Origin of the sequence: Streptomyces sp. NPDC058864, from assembly GCF_042742985.1 — a bacterium.
Classification (GTDB): Bacteria; Actinomycetota; Actinomycetes; order Streptomycetales; family Streptomycetaceae; genus Actinacidiphila.
Window position 1 is genome coordinate 22,387 of record NZ_JBHYMQ010000050.1, and the last position, 17,274, is coordinate 39,660.

At 73.7% G+C, this 17,274-nt stretch carries 6 protein-coding genes; 2 read left to right on the forward strand and 4 right to left on the reverse strand.

The window, feature by feature from the left end:
* Nucleotides 1-92 precede the first annotated feature (92 nt).
* On the forward strand, nucleotides 93-5,021 hold the full coding sequence (locus ACFW3D_RS29675; protein ID WP_500509110.1) for an NAD-glutamate dehydrogenase: 4,929 nt from the start codon (nucleotides 93-95) through the stop codon (nucleotides 5,019-5,021).
* Nucleotides 5,022-5,119: 98 nt separating this feature from the next.
* On the opposite strand, the gene ACFW3D_RS29680 is transcribed toward ACFW3D_RS29675, so the two are convergent.
* The 3 genes from ACFW3D_RS29680 to ACFW3D_RS29690 form a co-directional block, all read right to left on the reverse strand.
* Nucleotides 5,120-6,643, reverse strand: coding sequence for a hypothetical protein (locus ACFW3D_RS29680; protein WP_500509112.1), 1,524 nt, complete (start codon nucleotides 6,641-6,643; stop codon nucleotides 5,120-5,122).
* A 99-nt stretch (nucleotides 6,644-6,742) separates the two neighbouring features.
* Nucleotides 6,743-9,025, reverse strand: a complete 2,283-nt coding sequence (locus tag ACFW3D_RS29685; protein WP_500509114.1) for a bifunctional glycosyltransferase/CDP-glycerol:glycerophosphate glycerophosphotransferase — start codon at nucleotides 9,023-9,025, stop codon at nucleotides 6,743-6,745.
* A 17-nt stretch (nucleotides 9,026-9,042) separates the two neighbouring features.
* A complete protein-coding gene (locus ACFW3D_RS29690; protein ID WP_500509116.1) occupies nucleotides 9,043-12,732 on the reverse strand; it encodes a bifunctional glycosyltransferase/CDP-glycerol:glycerophosphate glycerophosphotransferase in 3,690 nt (1,229 codons plus the stop codon).
* 137 nt (nucleotides 12,733-12,869) lie between these two features.
* Between ACFW3D_RS29690 and ACFW3D_RS29695 the strand changes: the two genes are divergently transcribed.
* Nucleotides 12,870-14,969: a bifunctional glycosyltransferase/CDP-glycerol:glycerophosphate glycerophosphotransferase gene (locus tag ACFW3D_RS29695; protein ID WP_500509118.1), complete on the forward strand. Its 2,100-nt coding sequence runs from the start codon at nucleotides 12,870-12,872 to the stop codon at nucleotides 14,967-14,969.
* A gap of 39 nt (nucleotides 14,970-15,008) precedes the next feature.
* Here ACFW3D_RS29695 and ACFW3D_RS29700 read toward each other — a convergent pair whose 3' ends face one another.
* On the reverse strand, nucleotides 15,009-17,222 hold the full coding sequence (locus ACFW3D_RS29700; protein WP_500509120.1) for a bifunctional glycosyltransferase/CDP-glycerol:glycerophosphate glycerophosphotransferase: 2,214 nt from the start codon (nucleotides 17,220-17,222) through the stop codon (nucleotides 15,009-15,011).
* Between the last annotated feature and the right edge of the window lie 52 nt (nucleotides 17,223-17,274).

The window sequence follows — 17,274 nt, forward strand, 5'->3', positions numbered from 1 at the left end:
GCCGTAGCGATAGCCTTACAGCGTGATCAGCGCTGATCCACCGATCACCACTACCTACGTCACGCAATGGCGCGCGACAGGAGCATGAGGACATGCAGACCAAGCTGGACGAAGCAAAGGCCGAGCTGCTCGCACGGGCGGCCCGGGTAGCTGAGAACAGCCCGGCGGGGGGACAACCTGGCCAGGGCCTCGAGAAGGAGGCGCTGGGGGCCTTCCTCCAGCGCTACTACCTGCACAGCGCCCCGGAGGACCTGCTCGACCGCGACCCGGTGGACGTCTTCGGCGCCGCTGTGTCCCACCACCGTCTCGCCGAGGTGCGCCCGCAGGGAACGGCCAACGTCCGCGTGCACACCCCCTCGGTCGAGGAGAACGGCTGGACGTGCAGCCACACGGTCGTCGAGGTCGTCACCGACGACATGCCGTTCCTGGTCGACTCCGTCACCAACGAGCTGTCCCGGCAGGACCGCGCGATCCACGTCGTCGTCCACCCGCAGATGCTGGTGCGCCGTGACGTGACCGGGAAGCTGCTGGAGGTGCTGGACGCCGCGCCCGGGGACACCGCCGGTGTGCCGCACGACGTGCTGACCGAGTCCTGGATCCACGTGGAGATCGACCGCGAGACCGACCGCGAGGACCTGAAGCAGATCAGCACCGACCTGCGCCGGGTCCTGTCCGACGTCCGCGAGACAGTCGAGGACTGGCAGAAGATGCGCGACGCCGCGCTGCGCATCGCCGACGAGCTGGCCGCGACGCCGCCCGCGCTGCCCGAGCAGGAGGTCGGCGAGGCCTGGGAGCTGCTGCGCTGGCTCTCCGAGGACCACTTCACCTTCCTCGGCTACCGCGAGTACGCGCTGACCACGGAGACCACCCCCGAGGGCGAGGAGGACGTGCTCACCGCCGTCCCCGGCACCGGGCTCGGCATCCTGCGCTCCGACCCGCAGCACCGCGTGGAGGAGTCCGAGAGCGGCCACGCGGTGTCGCCGTCCTTCAACCGGCTGCCCGCGGACGCCCGCAAGAAGGCCCGCGAGAGCAAGCTGCTGATCCTCACCAAGGCCAACAGCCGCGCCACCGTGCACCGCCCGTCCTACCTCGACTACATCGGGGTGAAGAAGTTCGACGCCGACGGCAACGTGGTCGGCGAGCGCCGCTTCCTCGGCCTGTTCTCCTCGGCCGCCTACACCGAGTCCGTGCGCCGCGTGCCGGTGATCCGCCGCAAGGTGCAGGAGGTGCTGGACGGCGCGGGCTTCTCCCCGGACAGCCACGACGGCCGCGACCTGCTGCAGATCCTGGAGACCTACCCGCGCGACGAGCTGTTCCAGACCGGTCCGGACGAGCTGCGCGAGATCGTCACCAGCGTGCTCTACCTGCAGGAGCGCCGCCGGCTGCGGCTGTTCCTGCGCCAGGACGAGTACGGCCGCTACTTCTCGGCACTGGTCTACCTGCCCCGCGACCGCTACACCACGGGCGTGCGGCTGCGGCTGACCGACATCCTCAAGGAGGAGCTGAACGGCGTCACCGCGGACTTCACCGCCTGGAACACCGAGTCGGTGCTCTCCCGGCTGCACTTCGTTGTCCGTGTCGCTTCCGGCACCGCGCTGCCGCACCTGACCGACCGCGACATCGAGCGGATCGAGAACCGGCTCGCCGACGCCGCCCGTTCCTGGGCGGACGGCTTCGCCGAGGCGCTGACCTCCGAGTGCGGCGAGGAGCGCGCGGCCGAGCTGACCCGCCGCTACGCGCACGCCTTCCCCGACGGCTACCGCGCCGATTTCACTCCCCGCGCGGCCGTCGCCGACCTGCAGCACCTGGAGCGGCTCAACGGCGAGGACTTCTGCCTCAGCCTGTACGAGCCGGTCGGCGCCGCCCCCGACGAGCGCCGCTTCAAGATCTACCGCACCGGTGCCCCCGTCTCGCTGTCCGCGGTGCTGCCCGTGCTGCAGCGCCTGGGCGTCGAGGTCATCGACGAGCGCCCGTACGAGATGCGCCGCGCCGACGGCACCCGCGCCTGGATCTACGACTTCGGGCTGCGCATCGACCCCTCGCTGGGCGACCTCGGCGACGACGCCCGTGAGCGCTTCCAGGACGCCTTCACCGCGACCTGGACCGGGCAGGCCGAGAACGACGGCTTCAACTCCCTGGTGCTGCGCGCCGGGCTGACCTGGCGCCAGGCGATGGTGCTGCGGGCGTACGCCAAGTACCTGCGGCAGGCCGGCACGGCCTTCTCGCAGGACTACATGGAGGACACCCTCCGCAACAACGTCCACACCACGCGGCTGCTGGTCAACCTCTTCCAGGCCCGGCTCTCCCCGGACCACCAGCGGGCTGGCAGCGAGCTGACCGACGCGCTGCTGGAGGAGGTGGACGCCGCCCTGGAGCAGGTCGCCAGCCTGGACGAGGACCGCATCCTGCGTTCCTTCCTGACCCTCATCAAGGCGACGCTGCGCACCAACTACTTCCAGCGCGCCGACAGCGGCAAGCCGCACGCCTACGTGTCGATGAAGTTCGACCCGCAGGCGATCCCGGACCTGCCCGCGCCGCGCCCGGCGTTCGAGATCTGGGTGTACTCGCCGCGTGTGGAGGGCGTGCACCTGCGCTTCGGCAAGGTCGCCCGCGGCGGCCTGCGCTGGTCCGACCGGCGCGAGGACTTCCGCACCGAGATCCTCGGCCTGGTCAAGGCGCAGATGGTGAAGAACACCGTCATCGTGCCGGTCGGCGCCAAGGGCGGCTTCGTCGCCAAGCAGCTGCCGGACCCGGCCGCCGACCGCGAGGCGTGGCTGGCCGAGGGCATCGCCTCCTACAAGACCTTCATCTCCGGTCTGCTCGACGTCACCGACAACCTGGTCGCCGGGCAGGTCGTGCCGCCGGCCGACGTGGTCCGCCACGACGGCGACGACACCTACCTGGTGGTCGCCGCCGACAAGGGCACCGCCTCCTTCTCGGACATCGCCAACGAGGTCGCCACCTCCTACGGCTTCTGGCTCGGCGACGCCTTCGCCTCCGGCGGCTCGGTCGGCTACGACCACAAGAAGATGGGCATCACCGCCCGCGGTGCCTGGGAGTCGGTCAAGCGGCACTTCCGCGAGACGGGCCACGACACGCAGAGCGAGGACTTCACCGTCGTCGGCGTCGGCGACATGTCCGGTGACGTCTTCGGCAACGGCATGCTGCTCAGCGAGCACATCCGGCTGGTCGCCGCCTTCGACCACCGGCACATCTTCATCGACCCCGACCCGGACGCGGCGAGCTCGTATGCCGAGCGCCGGCGGATGTTCGAGCTGCCGCGCTCCTCGTGGGCGGACTACGACACCAAGCTGATCTCGCACGGCGGCGGGATCTACCCGCGCAGTGCCAAGGCGATCACGCTCACCCCGCAGATCCGCAGGGCGCTCGGCATCGAGCAGCCGGTGGCGAAGATGACCCCGGCCGACCTGATGAAGGCGATCCTCAAGGCCCCGGTGGACCTGCTGTGGAACGGCGGCATCGGCACCTACGTGAAGGCTGCCACCGAGACCCACCTGGACGTGGGGGACAAGGCCAACGACGCGATCCGCGTGGACGGCGGCGAGCTGCGCGTCAAGGTCGTCGGTGAGGGCGGCAACCTGGGCCTGACCCAGCTGGGCCGGATCGAGTTCGCCCAGACCGGTGGCCGGGTCAACACCGACGCCATCGACAACAGCGCCGGTGTGGACGCCTCCGACCACGAGGTCAACATCAAGATCCTGGTCAACGCGGTCGTCGCCGAGGGCGACCTGACGGTCAAGCAGCGCAACTCGCTGCTGGCCGAGATGACCGACGAGGTCGGCTCCCTGGTGCTGCGCAACAACTACGCGCAGAACGTGGCGCTGGCCAACGGCATGGCCCAGTCCGCCAGTCTGCTCCACGCCCACCAGCGCTACCTGCGCAAGCTGGTCCGCGACGGCAAGCTGGACCGGGCGCTGGAGTTCCTGCCCTCCGACCGGCAGATCCGTGAGCGGCTGGGCGCCGGACACGGCCTGACCCAGCCGGAGATGGCCGTCCTCCTCGCCTACACGAAGATCACCGTGGCGGAGGAGCTGCTCGGCACCGGCCTGCCCGACGACGCGTACCTGCGGCAGCTGCTCGACGCGTACTTCCCCAAGGCGCTGCACGAGCGGTTCCGGGGGCAGATCGACGGGCACGCGCTGCGGCGCGAGATCGTCACGACGGTGCTGGTCAACGACACCGTCAACACCGGCGGCACGACCTTCCTGCACCGCTTCAAGGAGGAGACCGGGGCCACCACCGAGGAGATCGTGCGGGCGCACACCGCGGCGCGCGCCATCTTCGGCCTGGGCGGCATCTGGGACGAGGTGGAGGCGCTGGACACGGTCGTCCCGGCCGACGTCCAGACCCGGATCCGGCTGCACTCGCGGCGGCTGGTCGAGCGCGGCACCCGCTGGCTGCTGAACAACCGGCCGCAGCCGCTGGCGATCGCCGAGACGATCGACTTCTTCCGCGAGGGCGTCGCCACGGTGTGGGCGGTGCTGCCGAAGCTGCTGCGCGGCGCGGACCTGGAGTGGTACCAGTCGATCCACGACGAGCTGACCGGCTCGGGTGTGCCGGAGGAGCTGGCGACGCGGGTCGCCGGACTCTCCTCGGCCTTCCCGACGCTCGACATCGTCGACGTCGCCGACCGGACCGGCAAGGACCCGCTGTCGGTCGCCGAGGTCTACTACGACCTCGCCGACCGGCTGCAGATCACGCAGCTGCTCGACCGGATCATCGAGCTGCCGCGCGCCGACCGCTGGCACTCCATGGCCCGGGCGTCGATCCGCGAGGACCTGTTCGCGGCGCACGCGGCGCTCACCCAGGACGTGCTGTCCGTCGGCAACGGCTCCTCCACCCCGGAGCAGCGCTACCAGGCGTGGGAGGAGTCCAACAGTGCGCTGATCGGGCGCGCCAGGACGACCCTGGACGAGATCCAGGGCTCGGAGAGCTTCGACCTGGCGAACCTGTCGGTGGCGATGCGGACGATCCGCTCGCTGCTGCGCGCCCGCCGCTGAGGCCTGAGGCCTGAGGCCTGAGGCCTGACGCCTGACGGCGACACCGCGACGGCAGGGGCCGGGGAGCGTGCTCCCCGGCCCCTGCCGCGTGGAAGGGCTCAGCCGACCCGGTACAGCCGTTCGCCGGTGCGCGGGCCCCGGGCGACCTGGGTGCCGCCCGGCGGGGCCGGGTCGCCGGGCCCGGTCATCACCCACTTCACGTGGTAGCGGCGGGCGATGTCCAGGCGCTGGTCCACGGGCGTCGCGGGGGACAGGTAGGCGCGCACGTCCTCCTCGCGGCGCTCGCGGTCGGCCGCCGTGGTCGACGGGTCCGGCCAGGCCGGTGACACCAGGAACGCGCCGTAGGCGGGCATGACGTGCTTGGGGTTGTAGCCGTCGGTCAGGAGGACGTCTCCGGCGGCGATGTGCGCCTGCGCCCACAGGTAGCCGGGCCAGGTGCTCAGCCGCTGCAGGTGCAGCGCGGGCGGCACGTAGCGTGCCGGCACGACCGCGCCCGCCTGCGCCAGCAGGCCCGCGCAGGCCGCCACCGCCGCCAGTGGCGCCAGCACGGTGCGCAGCGCTGTCCACGGCGGGGCCTCGGCGAGCTCCACGGCCAGCGCGAACTGCAGCGGCACCAGCAGCAGCCCGAAGATCCGCCCGAAGGAGTAGGAGCCGCTGAGCCAGCCGTAGGCGGCGACGGCGCAGTCGGCGGCGAACATCAGCACCAGCGGGTCGAAGCGGTTCACCCGCAGCCGGCACAGCAGCGCTGGCAGCCCGGCCAGGGCCAGGCCGTACCACTGCCACAGGTCCGCGTACAGCCGCCGGTGGACGTCGTCGACGGTGGGGTCGCCGAGCAGCGAGGAGAGGCTGAAGTACGGCCACCAGGCGGCGACCGCGAAGGCGACCGCGCCGGTCAGCGCCCACCGGCCGAGGACCCCGGCGGCCACGGGCATGCGCTGCATGCCGATGACGATGGCGAGCACGCCGATGACGGTGCCCATCGCGGTGAAGGGGTGCACCAGCAGCACGATCCCGATGAGCAGCCCGAGCCAGGCGTGCAGCCACGTCCCCGCGACGCCGCGCCGGGCCGCCCGCGCGGTGAGCGCCCACACCCAGAACGTCACACCGACGGCGAAGGCACTGGGGTAGGTCAGCCCGCGGATCATCGACTGCAGGCCGAGGAAGCCGCTCCACTCCTTGTGCTGCGGCCCCCACAGCAGGACGAACGCGGCGAGCGCCAGCACCGGCGCCCAGCGCCGGCGGCTGAGCACCCTGGTGAAGGCGCCGACGCCGGTGACGACGAGCGCCAGGTTGACCGGGCCGCACCCCCTGAGCAGCTGCCAGCCGGGTACGCCGGTCAGCTTCGACAGCAGTCCCAGCGCCACGGTGTACGGGGTGAAGTACGGGCTGCCGGTGCCCGGCACGTCGAGCAGCGGGTTGGCCGGGTGCCGCCAGTCCGCGGCGATCCGCTCGATCGCGGCGGCGTGCTGCCCGAAGTCGGAGGCGACCGGCGACTGCCAGGCGCGGTAGGCCACCACCGCCCAGAAGAGGGTGCCGAGGATCAGGTACGGCGAGGGCCTGCGCACGTCCCGCAGCTCGTACGCCCGGATCCGCCAGTCCCGCTGGGTCAGCACGCCGGTCACCGCAGCCCTCCCGGCCGTCGTCCGCTCGTCACCTCGTCCCCTCGATGCTTGATCGTGACGGGCGCCGCTGCATCCCGGCGGGGCCCGTACGGGGCGTCGCTACGGCCGTGCGGCGGCCTCCTGCGGCCCGGAGCGCGGCTCGTCCAGCGGGGTGCCTGCCAGGAGCGCGGGGGCGGGGGCGGGGGTGCGGGCCTCCAGAGGCACGACGGGCAGCGGCTCGGACTCGCCGAGGAAGACCCGCCGTACGACCCGCTCGGCGGCCCTGCCGTCGTCGAAGGCGCAGAAGCGGCGGCGGAACGCGGCCCGCAGCCCGGCCGCCTCGGGACTGTTCCACGCGCCGTCGCGGAAGGCGGCGATCAGTTCGTCGTCGCTGGTGGAGACCGCGCCGGGGGTCTCGCCCGGGGCGCCCGACAGCAGGTCGAAGTAGACGCCGCGGCTTTCCCGGTAGACCGGCCAGTCGTCGGCGTGGACGACGATGGGGCGGTCGAGGAGCGCGTAGTCGAACATGATCGACGAGTAGTCGGTGACGAGGGCGTCGGCGGCCAGGCACAGCTGCTCGACCGAGGGGTGCCGGGACACGTCGACCAGCAGGCCCTCCTCGTGCAGCGCCCTCAGCCGGGAGTCCTCGCCGTGGAAGTAGTGGATGCGGGTCAGCAGGACGAAGTCCTCGCCGAGCGCCCGGCACACCCGCTCCACGTCCAGCCGCGGCACGAAGTTGCGCTGGTAGTCGCGGGTCGTCGGCGCGTACAGGACGGCGGTGCGGCCGGGGGCGATGCCCAGGGCGGCGCGGGCGTGGGCGACCTCGGCGGCGCCGGCGGTCAGGAAGACGTCGTTGCGCGGGTAGCCGGTCTCCAGGTGCTGCCAGGAGGAGGGGTAGACGCGCTCCCAGACCTCGCTGGAGTGCGGGTTGGAGGACAGGCTGTAGTCCCAGCGGTCCACCCGCTCCAGCAGGCGGCGGAAGCTCATGCCCTTGGCGGAGGCGGGGTAGCGCTGCTGGTCGATGCCCATCTTCTTCAGCGGCGTGCCGTGGTGGGTCTGCAGGTGGACGCTGCCGGGCCGCTTGCGCACGTCGTTGGGGAAGTTGACGTTGCTGATCAGGTACGTGGCCCGGGCCATCAGCCGCCAGTAGCGCCGGGTGCGCGGTACGACGTAGTCCACGCCCTTGGGGACCCGCGGGACGTCGGACTTGCGGACCAGCCACACGCCGTGGACGCCCGGGGCGATCTCGCGCGCCTTGTGGTAGATCGCGGCCGGGTTGCAGAACACCCCGCGGTCCCAGTACGCCGAGTACACCGCGAGGTTGGGGTCGAGCGGCCGCCGCAGGTGGTAGGCGTACAGGGCGGCCTTGGCCCGGTGCGCGGCCTGCCGGCGCAGCCGCCGCCTGCGCCGGGTCAGTTCCTTGCGGACGCCGCGCGGCACGTCGCCAAGCCGGGCCAGCAGCCAGCTGCCGCGGGCCAGCCGCCGGTAGCCGAGGGCCTTGTCCGCGGGCGGCACGAACCCCTCCGGGAGGTGGCGGGCGTACCAGCGGGCCGCGAGCCGGAAGAACTCGCCGCGCAGCCGCGGCGGGATCCGGTCGGGGTTGCCGAGGCAGAACAGGAAGTGGCTGACGGCCCGTTCGAACAGCATCGGCCGCAGCGGCGCGAGGTGCTCGCGGCCGGGCCCGTCGAGGAAGTCGAAGAGCCGGGTGTACTGGTCGAGGATGACGAAGTGGTTGCGGCCCGGGCTGCGGGTGCTGGCCCCGCTGCGCCGCTGCCGGTACTCCAGCACCGCCCGGGCCAGGCAGGAGATCCGCTCGGCGCTCAGCATCGTCTGGTAGGAGACGAGGGCGTCCTCGTAGATGCCGTCGCTGAAGGCGAAGCCGTGCTCCCGGTAGAAGGCGCGGCGGTAGACCCGGTTGGAGGTCATCGCGAACAGCCGAAGGAACTCGGGGCGTTCGGTGATCCGGAAGACGTCGGTGCCGGCCGAGGCGAGCAGGTCCCCGAAGACGCTCTTCTCGGACGCCTCCCACCAGTAGGTGCGCACGTGGTCGAAGTAGAGGATGTCCGGGTCGCCGTCCTGCTTCAGCCGCTCGGCGACCGCCTCCAGGGAACCGGGCGCGAGGGTGTCGTCGCCGTCGAGGAAGAGCAGGTAGTCGCCGGTGGCCCGCTCGGCACCGGTGTTGCGGGCCCGCCCCACGCCACGGTTCTCCTGGTGGTGCAGCGCGATCACCCGGGAGTCGCGGGCCGCGTACTCGTCGAGGATGCGGCCGCAGTGGTCCGGCGAGCGGTCGTCGACCGCGATCACCTCGAGGTCGGGCAGTGACTGCGACAGCACCGAGTCGAGGCAGGCGCGCAGGTAGCCCTGCACCTGGTGGACCGGGACGATGACGGAGAAGCGGGGCATGTGGATCCTGGGTTCCCTCAGGGTCGGTGACGGTCGGGTTCGAGCAGCCGGTCGACGGCGCGGGCCGCCGCACCGCCGTCGTCGAGGTGGCAGAACGTCGCGCGGAAGTGGGCGTACGCGTCGGCGCTGTGCCGCGCCACGGTGCCCAGGTCGCGCAGCGCGCCCGCCAGTTCGGCGGTGGACTGCAGCAGCGGGCCGGGGGCCTGGGCCTCGAAGTCGGGGTAGAAGCCGCGCAGGGTGTCGCGGAAGTGCTCCAGGTCGGGGACGAGGAAGAGCATCGGCCGGCCGGTGTTGGCGAAGTCGGCCGCCGGTGACGCGTAGTCGGTGACCAGGACGTCGGCGAGCAGCAGCAGCTCCGCCACGTCCGGGTGGGAGGAGACGTCGCGCACGAATCCGGAGCGCGGGGTGCGGACGCGGTCGGCGACCAGGGGGTGGGAGCGGAAGAGCAGCACGTGGTCGGCGCCCAGGGCGCGTTCGGCCGCCGCCAGGTCCAGGTGCGGCGACATGCGGTAGTGCTCGGCGTCGTACGCCAGGTCGTCCCGGCGGGTCGGCGCGTACAGCACGACCGTGCGGTCCCCGGGGATCCGCAGCCGGTCGCGCAGCGCAGCGGCGACCTTGTCGCGGTCGTCGGCGAAGAGCACGTCCGTGCGGGGCAGTCCCGTCTCGGCGACCGGGCCGTCGTAGCCGAGCGCGGCGCGCAGCAGCGGGGTGCTGTGGGCGTTCGGCGACAGCAGCAGGCTCCACTGGGCGCCGGGGTCGCGCGGCGGGCGGGGCAGGTGCACCAGGTCCGCGCACAGGGTGCCGTCGAGGTCCCGGCCGGTGCGCTTGAGGGGGGTGCCGTGCCAGGTCTGCAGCACGGTCTGGTCCGGGCGGCGCACGAACCACTCCGGCAGGTGCGTGTTGGTGACGACGTAACGGCTGCGGGCGAGCGCCTCGTACCAGGCGGCGCTGTGCAGCACGACCGGCCGGGCGGTCGCGGGCGGGGGAGCCTGGCCGTCCCTGACCACCCACAGGTGCTCCAGGCCGTCCGCGGCGCGGCGGCGCAGCAGCTCCTCGTGGACGGCGCGCGGCGAGTCCCCGTACGCCCGCCCGTCGAAGGCGCTGTAGAGCACCGCCTCGCGGCGCGGCAGGCCGCGGGTGCGGGGGTGGTGGGTCTCGCGGAGCACGCGCTGCCGGTACGGGCCGCGCTGCGGCTCCGGCACCGTGGGCCGGGCGTCGAGGAACAGCCGGTCGTGGAAGCGCCGGTCGACGGAGAAGGACTTGCCGCCCGCCTCCGCGGCCATCGGCAGCGCCTCGAAGACCCCGGGCGCCACCCGCACCGCCGCTTCCGTGCCCGCGCTGTCGCGCAGGTGCAGGTACCAGCGGCCGGCGGGCAGCGGGACGGTGCCGGCGAGGGACTCCAGCGTGCCGGGACGCAGCGTGGCGGTGAAACGGCGCCCCTCGTGCGGGCCCGGCCCCGCGGCGTCCTCCGGCACGGCCGGCAGCGGCGGGATGGCGCTGGACGGCGAGGGGAAGCCGGGCCGGCGTCCCGGCAGGCCGTCGGACTGCACCGGAACGGAGTGCTCCACGCGGTGCGTGCCGTGCCGCAGCACCAGCTCGGCCGGGCCGGGCGCGGAGCCGGGGGCGAGACGTCCCGCCACGATCAGGGCGCCCTCCGCGGTCCAGCCGATGGCGTCGGCCACCGGCTGCGGGGTGCGGTCGCGCAGCACCAGCTTCCCCGACGCCTTCGCCTCGACCAGCAGCCGCCTCGGCGTCCCGCCGAGACGGGGGTCGCTGCCCAGGTCGTAGTGCCCGGCGGGCAGCGCGCCGTCGAGGTGGACGGGGTCGGCGTGCCCGGGGCGCAGCAGCGCGACGTCCCAGCTGTCGGTGTCCTCGGGGCGGATCTCCTTGGGGCCGGCGTCGAGCGCGGGCCGGGCGGCCGCCAGGACGGCGAGGGGCACGCGGACCCGGCGGACGCCGTCGTCCGCCTCCCCGGAGGCCGCCGGCTCCAGCGGGTACTCCAGCACGGCCGGCGTCGCGGAGTGCGTCAGCCGTACCGCCGTCGCCTCCGGCGCGCCCGTGAAGTCCAGTTCCAGCGCGGCGCCGTCGGCGGTCGCCCGGTGCCCGGTCAGCCGCCGCACCTCCGGCTCCATCGACAGGTGCAGCCGCCCCTGCCGGTAGTACGGCACGAGCCGCATGCCGCCGCCGGCCGCGTACGACGGCGGGGACGCCCCCGAGCCCGCTTCCGCGGCCCGCAGGGCCGCCCTGCGGATGACCCCCTTCGCCGCGACGACCACCCCGAGCCGCCAGCGGCCGGCCCGCGGTTCGCCCTGCCGGAGGCCGGTGGCCAGCCGTGCCGGGTCGATGGTGATCTCGAAGCCCGACCAGTCGTAGCAGTGTTCCTCCTGGCGCGAGTTGAGGGTCGCGGCGGGCTCCTGCCGGATCCTGACCGGCAGCAGCACCACCTTGGCCCGGCGGCCGTGGCCGTGGACGGCGACGGCGGTGATGTGCGCGGCGCCCTTGCGGTCCGCGTCGATGTTGCGCAGGTAGGCGTAGCCGCGCAGGACGAGCCGGCCGTTCTCCCGTACGACCTCGCGCACCCGCGCCCGGACGGGGAAGTCCGAGCGCCGCAGCCGGGCCGCGGCGGCCGGCAGCGCGATCCGGCCGCCGTCCGCGCCGCGCAGCACCGCCCGCTTGCGCAGCGGCGGGCCCGCGACGCCGAAGCCGGCGGAGTTGCGCTGCTCGTGGTCGAGCACCGCCAGCAGGTCGTCGAGGCGGTCCTTGAGGATCAGGTGCCACTTGATGCGCAGCCCGGCGGGCAGCTCAGGGAAGAGGGTGGGGTCGACCCGGGTGAGCCAGTCGCGGCAGCGGTCCATGAAGACCCGCCGGTACTCGGGGCCGGCCATCGGCAGGGCGTCGATGAAGTACAGCAGGTCGTCCGTGAGGACCGAGCGGTCGTAGGCGCGCTTGTAGGAGGTCCAGCGGGTGCGGGCCGGGTCTCCGAGGAATCGGCTGACGTGGTCGACGGCGGCGATCCGGTCGCGCACGCCCTTGACGTCGGTGCGGCGCCGGGTGATCGAACCCTCGCGGATCCGCCAGTAGTAGACGTGCTCGTGGGCCACGTCGACGGCGTCGGCGAGGAAGTGCGCGGGGATGGTGAGCGGGGTGTCCTCGTAGAGCACCCCCTCGGGGAAGGCGAGGCGGTGGCGCTCCCAGAAGGAGCGGCGGAAGACCTTGTTCCAGGCGACCCGGTCCGACAGCAGGCTCAGGTCCCGCGTGACGTGGGTGCCGATGACGGTGCGGGTCATGTCCCGGTGCTGCCAGGCCTGGCTGCGGCCGTCGGCGGTCAGCCGCCACACGTTGCCGGTCGCGAAGTCCGAGCCCGAACCGTCCAGCAGCCCCACCAGGTTCTCGTAGGCGCGCGGCGGCAGGATGTCGTCGCTGTCCAGGAAGCACAGGTACTCGGTGCGCGGGTCGGCGTGGCGGGTGCCGGTGTTGCGGGCGTGGCCCAGCCCGCCGTTGTCCTGCCGGACCAGCCGGAAGCGCGGGTCGCGCTCGGCGAAGCCCTGGGCGATCTCCGGACCGGAGTCGGTGGAGCCGTCGTCGACCATGACCACGTCGAGCGCGTCGAAGGTCTGCGCGGCGACCGATCGCAGGCACTCCTCCAGCCAGCTCTCGACGTTGTGGACCGGAACGACGACCGTGAGGCGGGGCGTGCGCGACACCATGGTGACGTGGCCCTTTCCGGACGAGGGCGACAGGGGGGCGAGGGGTTCAACTCGCGACCGCCTCCTCGGTCACCTCGCCTGCGCCTTTCGGGTGATCCACCGGGCGCCGGGGGCCGCCGCTGCTTACGCTCGGCGCTATGCCTCGGTTCAGTGTGATCGTCCCGGTGTGGAAGGCCCAGGGCTACGTCCGTGCGTGCCTGGAGTCGGTGCTCGGGCAGCGGTACGCGGACCTGGAGGTCATCACGGTCGACGACTGCTCGCCCGACGGGTCGGCCGCCGTCGTCGAGGAGGTCGCCGCCAACGACCCCAGGGTGCTCCTGCTGCGGCAGCCCCGCAACGGCGGTGCGGGCCCCGCACGGGACGCCGGGGCGGCCCGTGCCGGCGGCGACTACCTGCTCTTCCTCGACGCCGACGACCTCCTCGCGCCGGGCGCCCTGGCCGCCCTCGACGCACGGCTGCGGGCCACCGGCGACCCGGAGGTGCTGCTCTTCGACCACGACCGGCTCGATGTGTGGGAGCACCGCTCGGAGAGCGGCGACGGCCCTTTCCTGCACGACGCCGCCCTCGCCGGGCACGCCGTCTTCCGGGCCACCGAGCGCCCCGGGTGCCTGACCGTCCTGCCCGCCGCCTGGAACCGGGTGGTGCGCCGCGACTACTGGGCCGGTTTCGGGTTCGGCACGGGCCCGTACGAGGACGTCCCGGTGGCGTACGAGATGCTGCTCGCCGCCCCGCGCATCGCCTGCCTGGACCGGGTCTGCGTCACCTGGCGCAAGCGCCGCCACGGCAGCTTCTCCAGCACGCCGGGCCCACAGCACCTCGCCGTCGCCGACCGGTACGACGCCCTGCTGGCCCGGCACGACCTGCCGGTGCTGCGCGCCGAGCGGGACCGGCGGCTGCTGGCCGTCCTGGACGATCCCGGGCGGCTGCGCCCGGGAGACCGCGCCGCGTTCTTCCGCCGCGCCGGGCTGCCCGGCAGCTTCGCCGCCCACCGCGCGGCGGAGCTGCACGCCGACGCGGCCCGGCGGCTGCGCGCCCGCCGCAACGCGGCCGCCCGCGAGGTGTACCGCCGCTGGTACGCCCTGGAACGCCGCCGCCCGCTCGACGACGACCTGGTGGTGTACGCGGCGTACTGGAACCGGGGGGTGCTGTGCAGCCCCGCCGCGATCTACCACAAGGCCCGTGAGCTCGCCCCGCACCTGCACGGGGTGTGGGTGGTCCGGCGCGGGGAGCGGGAGACGGTCCCCGAGGGCGTCGACCGGGTGGAGGTGAACTCGCGCCGCTACTGGGAACTGCTGGCCCGCGCCCGCTTCCTGGTGAACAACGCCAACTTCACCGGCGAGGTCGTCAAGCGCCCCGGCCAGGTCTACCTGCAGACCCACCACGGCACCCCGCTCAAGCACATGGGCATGGACCTGCGCGCCCACCCGGCGGTGGCCAAGGGCATGAGCTTCCGCCGCCTGCTGGACCACGCCGACCAGTGGGACTACTCGCTGTCCGCCAACCCCCACTCCAGCGAGGTCTGGGAACGGGTCTACCCCGGCGGCTACCTGACGCTGCCCACCGGCTACCCCCGCAACGACGCCTACTTCACGGCCGGCGCCGAGGACGTGCGCCGGATCCGGGCCCGGCTGGGCATCCCGGACGGGGTCAGGGCGATCCTGTACGCCCCCACGCACCGCGACTACCAGCGGGAGTTCGTCCCGCAGCTGGACCTCGCCCGGCTGTGCCGGGCGCTGGGCCGCGAGTACCTGGTGCTGGTCCGCGCGCACTACTTCTACCCGGGGGCCGGCCCGGCGGCGCTGCCGGAGGGGGCGCTGGACGTCTCCGCGCACACCCCGCTGGAGGAGCTGTGCCTGGCCTCCGACGCCCTGCTCACCGACTACTCCTCCCTGATGTTCGACTACGCGGGCCTGGACCGCCCGATCGTGGTGCACGCCGCCGACTGGGAGGTCTACCGGGCCGCCCGCGGGGTCTACTTCGACCTGGTCTCGGGGCGCCCCGGCGACACCCCGGGCGTCGTCGCCCGCGACGAGGCCGGCATCGCCACCGCCTTCCGCTCCGGCGCCTGGTCCTCGCCCGATGCCGCCGGACTCCGGGCGGCCTTCCGGGCCCGTTTCTGCCCCTGGGACGACGGCCGCGCCGCCGAACGCGCCGTACGCCGCGTACTGCTGGGCGAACGCGAACTGCTGCCCGTCCTCAAACCGGACGAGCGCACCCCCGCCCCGCCGCCGGGGTGAGCCCGCGGCGGCCGGGGCGCGGGAGTGACGCGGGCGGGGCTACGGGCGGGCCGGCGGGGCGGGGGTGCGGCGCTCCGGGGGGAGGGCGGAGGGCTGGCCGCCGTCCTCCCCGAGGAAGACGCGGCGCACGACCCGCTCGGCGGCGTGGCCGTCGTCGTACGGGCAGAAGCGGGCCCGGAACGCGGCGCGCAGCCGGGCCGAACGCGGGCCGCGCCAGGTGTCGGTGGTGAGGATGGACAGGAGTTCGTCCTCGCTGCGGGCGACGGGCCCGGGGGCCTCGGCGGTGATGTCGAAGTAGGTGCCGCGGGCGGCCCGGTAGGCCGTCCAGTCCCCGGCGTGGACGACGATCGGGCGGTCCAGGCCCGCGTAGTCGAACATCAGGGAGGAGTAGTCGGTCACCAGGGCGTCCGCGGCCAGGCACAGCTCCTGGACCGAGGGGTGGGCGGAGACGTCCAGCACGGTGTCCGGCAGCCCCTCGGGCAGCGTGGCCGTGCCCGCGTCGCCGTCCGGCGCGCGGTACAGGACGACGTGGCCCGGGCCGAGTTCGCGGGCCAGCCGGGCCAGGTCGACGGGCGGGTGGAAGCCGCGCCGGTAGTCGCGGTGCGCGGGGGCGTACAGGATCGCGGTGGACCCCGCCGGGACGCCGAGGCCGGCGCGGATCCGCCGCACGTCGTCGGCGTCGGCGCGCAGCAGGACGTCGTTGCCGGGCCGGCCGTGCTCAAGGGTGGTGTAGCCGGCGGGGTAGGCCCTTTCCCAGACCACCGTCGAGTGCGGGTTGGCGGACAGGCAGAAGTCCCAGCGGTCGGTGTGGGCGAGCATCCGGGCGAAGTCCCGGCCCGCCGAGGCGGCCGGGTGGCCCTGGACGTCCAGGCCCGTGCGGCCGAGCGGGGTTCCCTGGTGGGTGTGGAGGTTCACCTGGCCGCGTCGCTTGCGGTAGGCGTGCGGGAAGTTGACGTCGTTGACCAGGTAGGTGGCGCGCGCCAGCGCCGTCCAGTAGGCGGGCGAGCCCGGCTGCAGCCGGCGTACGCCGCGCGGCAGGGTGTGCGCGTGGGCCGGGGTGGTGATCCACGCGGTGCGGATGTGCGGGGCCAGGTCGCGGACGCCGGCCTCCAGGGCGGCGGGGTCGCCGCCGTAGCCGTCGTAGCGGCGGGCCGCGAAGACCGCGAGGTCCGGGTCGAGGCGGCGGTGCCGCTGGACCCGGTAGTGCAGCCGCAGGCCCGCCTCCCGGGCCGCCCGGGCGGCGTCCTTCGCCAGCCGCCGCAGCCTCCTGCGCAGCGCGTTGGCGGTGCGTACGGCGTCGAAGACCTGCCGCGCGCCAAGCCGTACGAGCAGCCGGCGCGCGCCGCCGGGGACACCGTGCGGGCGGGGGCCGGGCTCCTGCGGGCGGTAGCGGCGGAAGTGGACGCTGCAGCGCTGGAAGTAGACGCCCCGGGCCGAGCGGGGCAGCCGGCCGGGGGTGTTGTAGACCGCCAGCAGGTGGTCGGTCATCCGGCCGAAGAGGGCGGGCCGCCAGCCGTCGAGGCCGGGGTTGCGGTCGAGGAAGGCGAAGACCCGGTCGTACTGGTCGAAGACGTCGAAGTGGCGGCTGCTGGTGGTGCGCAGGATGCTGCCCCGGCGGCGCTGCCGGTAGTGCACGCAGACCCGGTCGAGCACCGCGATGCTGCGGGCGGCCAGCAGCACGGGGTAGGTCCAGGGGACGTCCTCGTACCAGCCGGGCGGGAAGGCGAAGTCGCGGCGCTGCACGAACTCCCGCCGGTACGCCTTGTTCCAGGCGACCGGCAGCAGCCGCAGCAGTTCGGGGCGGTCGTCGAGGGGCCCGGCGGGGCGGCCGTCCTGGGCGAGCAGCGCGGCGCGCTGGTTGCGCACGACGCGGCCGTCCCAGTAGGTGCGGGCGTAGTCGTAGACCAGCACGTCCGGCTCCGCGGTCTCCTTCAGGCGGTCGGCGAGGGCCTGCAGGGAGCCGGGGGCGAGGGTGTCGTCGCTGTCGAGGAAGAGCAGGTAGTCCCCGGTGGCGCGGGCGGTTCCGGCGTTGCGGGCCGGGCCGAGGCCCACGTTCTCCTTCAGGTGCAGGACGGTCACCCGGCGGTCGCGGGCCGCGAAGGCGTCGAGGATGGCACCGCTCGCGTCGGGGGAGCGGTCGTCGACGGCGATCACCTCGAAGTCCGAGAAGCTCTGGCCGAGCACGGACTCCAGGCACTCGTGCAGGTAGGCCTGCACCTTGTGGGCGGGGACGATGACGCTGAACCGGGGCAAGGCAGCACATCCGTAATGTCGGCTTACGCGGCGTATGCCCGTTATATCCCGG